This is a genomic window from Aestuariivirga sp. (assembly GCF_044238155.1).
Classification (GTDB): Bacteria; Pseudomonadota; Alphaproteobacteria; order Rhizobiales; family Aestuariivirgaceae; genus Aestuariivirga.
Genome location: NZ_JBIIDX010000230.1, coordinates 1 through 3,119, shown reverse-complemented (window position 1 = coordinate 3,119; position 3,119 = coordinate 1). Strand labels below are relative to the sequence as shown.

Here is a 3,119-nt window from a genome sequence, read left to right as displayed (position 1 = left end):
GTCTTCTGTTCAAGGGATAACGCTCGCACGGTAGGATAAGATCATGACTCTCGAAACCGACATTGCGCAGATCGCGCGGCAGGAAGAGGCGCTGCGCTTCAAGAGCTTCAGCGAGGCGGATGCCTGGGCTCTGGGGAGCCTGATGCGGCAGGCGGCGGTGGAGCAGGCGCTGCCGTTTGTGATCGACATCCGCATCGGCAACCGGCCGCTGTTCTACACCGCCCTTCCCGGCACCACGCCGGAAAACCCGGACTGGGTGCGGCGCAAGGCTAACACCGTCTACCGCTTCCACAAATCCTCCTACCGGGTGGGCCGCGAATATCAGCACCAGGGCAAGGCCTTTGACGCCTCGCGCGGCATCGACCCGATAGACCTTGCGACCTCCGGCGGTGGCTTTCCCATTCATCTCGCCGGCACCGGCGTGGTGGGGGCGGTCACCGTGTCGGGTGTTCCACAGCGCGAGGATCACGAATTCGTCGTTGAGATGCTTTGCCGGTTTCTCGATCAGGATTACCGCGGACTGGCGCTGGGCCCCGAAAACGCGTGATCCAATCCAGCCTGCTGTTCTTTCTGGTGGCCGGGGTCGCAGCGTTCTTCGTTGGCGCCTCGAAGGGCGGGCTTCCGATGGTGGGCGTGCTGGGCGTGCCGCTGCTCGCGCTCGTCATGCCGCCGGTTGCAGCGGCAGCGCTGCTGCTGCCGGTCTACATCGTGAGCGACATGGTAGGTCTCTGGGCCTACAGGCGCGAGTACAGCCCAAGGAACCTCATCATCCTGCTTCCTTCCATGGTGTTCGGCGTCGGGCTGGGTTGGGCCACTGCGCATATCACCGAGGATTGGATGGTGACCCTGCTGGTCGGGATCGTTGGCATCTACTATTGCGCCAGCATCGTGCTGCGCAAGGCGAATGCCCCGCCGAAACCCGCGGACATTCCGCGTGGTCTGTTCTGGGGCACGATCGCCGGCTTCACCAGCTTTGTCTCTCACACAGGGGGGCCGCCCTATCAGGCCTATGTTCTGCCCCAGAAACTGCCGAAGATGATGTTCGCCGGAACCAGCACCATCGTCTTCGCCATCATCAATCTTGTTAAGGTGGTTCCCTACTGGGCGCTGGGTCAGTTCAACCTCGGCAATCTCGAGGTGGCTGCCATGCTCTCACCGGTGGCTGTGGCAGGCGCGCTCGCAGGCTACAAGCTCACCAGCGTCATTCCGGAAAAACTGTTCTATCGTCTGGTTGAAGTGGCGCTGTTCGTGGTTTCGCTCAAGCTTGTTTATGAGGCGCTGTTCACATGAAGCTTGCCTTCCACACCTATGATGTGTTCACCAACAGCCGTTTCTGCGGCAACCCTCTGGCCATCGTCGAAGAAGCCGATGCCCTGACGGCGTCGCAGATGCAGGAGATCGCTCGCGAATTCAATCTCTCGGAGACGATCTTCGTGTGCAAGCCGAAGAACTCTGCCAACGCCGCCAGCGTGCGGATCTTCCTGCCCACGGCGGAAATCCCTTTCGCCGGTCACCCAACGGTGGGCTGCGCCGTCCATCTGGCTCAGAAGAAATACAAGCCGGGCTGTTCGTTCGAGACCTCGCTGACGCTGGAGGCGGTGGCGGGGCTGGTTCCGGTGAAGGTCACCCGCATCGGTGATGTGCCGCGCGCCCAGTTTACCGCGCCGGTGAGGCCGTTTGCGGTTGATGTAGCCTTGCCGACGCCGGAGGATGTGGCCCGGGGCCTTGGAATTGACGCATCCGATATCGGTTTCGGATCGCACGTGATGCGGGTGCTGGAGGGAGGGCCGCGCTTTCTCTATGTGCCCCTCGGCTCGCGCGAGGCGCTTGCCAGGGCGCGGCCCTGCGAGCCGGTTTGGACGGATAACTTCCGTGGTCTGGGTACGGTCATGGCTTATATTTATGCGCACGGGGGCGAAAACCCGGACACAGCGTTTCGTGCCAGGGCTCTTGCGCCCGGCGAAGGCATCCCGGAGGATCCCGCAACTGGATCCGCCACCGCCATTCTTGCTGCTCAGCTTCTGGAGGCTGAGGGACTCCAGGACGGCACCCATCGCTGGCGACTGGAGCAGGGTTACGAGATGGGCCGCCCCTCGGACCTGTGGCTCGAAGCAGATGTGGCGTCTTCGAAGCTGGCAGCGGTGCGGGTAGCTGGACAGGCCGTGCAAATCATGTCGGGTGTGCTAGAAGTCTGACACGGGGAACGGGGCGACGGTGCGGCCGGGGGAGGGCTATCCATCAATGAAGACCATTCTGCTGACCGCGCATTTTGTCGCCATTGCCACCGGCACCGGCATGAGCATCGCCAATTATATCAATATCCGCATCGCCGCTGGCGAACAGGGAGAGCGCCGCGCCGTGCTGGCCTTCCTGCGCCGGGTGCTGGCCCGCATCGCTGATGTGGTGATCCTGGCGATCTGGATCACCGGCATCGGCCTGTGGCTCAGCCTGCCACCCGCCGGAGAAACCAATGTGTGGTTCGTGGTGAAGCTCGGCTTTGTCGTGCTGCTGACATTGTGCCATGGGTTGGCCCGCATGACCGCCGGGCGCATGATGCGCAGCGGTGACCAGTCGCTCTACCCGCGTCTTGAACTGCTTGTATCGGGTGTGTGGGTCTCCGCTCTCGCCGCCATCATCCTCGCCGTTCTCGCCTTCGACTCCTGAACCCGTTGCTACATCGGATCTGTTCTTGCGGGCATGATGCCTGTGCAGGCTGGCATCCATGTTCAGTGTGGCAAGGCTGGACTCTTGCCTTGGCTTAAGTGACGCCGATGTTGAAGGGCTCAGGACGCTGATCCGCAGTTCATCAGAGATTGAGTTGGCATTTCAGGTTTCCCTCCATGAGAGTGCGAAATCGTTTTCGCACAGAACGATATAAGTAATTTATCATGAAAATCGGGCAAACTTATTGATCGAATCATCCAACTCCGACTTACCTCGCCACATCCGGTTTTTGTCGCTGCCTGCTCAGAAAGCTTGGTGGACCAAGTGCCGGGCTGCGAGCGCCAAGAAGGGGTGGCATGCGGATTTCGCGAGCTGGTGGACGGAAGGCGAATGATCACCGCGACAAGGTAGTGGGTTTCCCACGGCGCTTGGCGCGTCTGGTTGCTCTGCTGGCT

At 61.5% G+C, this 3,119-nt stretch carries 4 protein-coding genes; all 4 read left to right on the top strand.

All coding sequences use genetic code 11. From position 1 onward, the window contains the following. Positions 1-43: 43 nt before the first annotated feature. The 4 genes from ACILRN_RS16365 to ACILRN_RS16350 are packed head-to-tail and all read left to right on the top strand — an operon-like array spanning position 44 to position 2,664. Positions 44-547, top strand: coding sequence for a heme-degrading domain-containing protein (locus ACILRN_RS16365; protein ID WP_395690030.1), 504 nt, complete (start codon positions 44-46; stop codon positions 545-547). After that, positions 544-1,290, top strand: a complete 747-nt coding sequence (locus ACILRN_RS16360; protein ID WP_395690029.1) for a sulfite exporter TauE/SafE family protein — start codon at positions 544-546, stop codon at positions 1,288-1,290. The genes ACILRN_RS16365 and ACILRN_RS16360 overlap by 4 nt, the downstream gene beginning before the upstream one ends. Next, complete coding sequence (locus tag ACILRN_RS16355; protein WP_395690028.1) at positions 1,287-2,195, top strand: PhzF family phenazine biosynthesis protein; 909 nt, start codon at positions 1,287-1,289, stop codon at positions 2,193-2,195. The genes ACILRN_RS16360 and ACILRN_RS16355 overlap by 4 nt, the downstream gene beginning before the upstream one ends. Positions 2,196-2,241: 46 nt before the next feature. Continuing rightward, on the top strand, positions 2,242-2,664 hold the full coding sequence (locus tag ACILRN_RS16350; RefSeq protein WP_395690027.1) for a hypothetical protein: 423 nt from the start codon (positions 2,242-2,244) through the stop codon (positions 2,662-2,664). Positions 2,665-3,119: the final 455 nt, after the last annotated feature.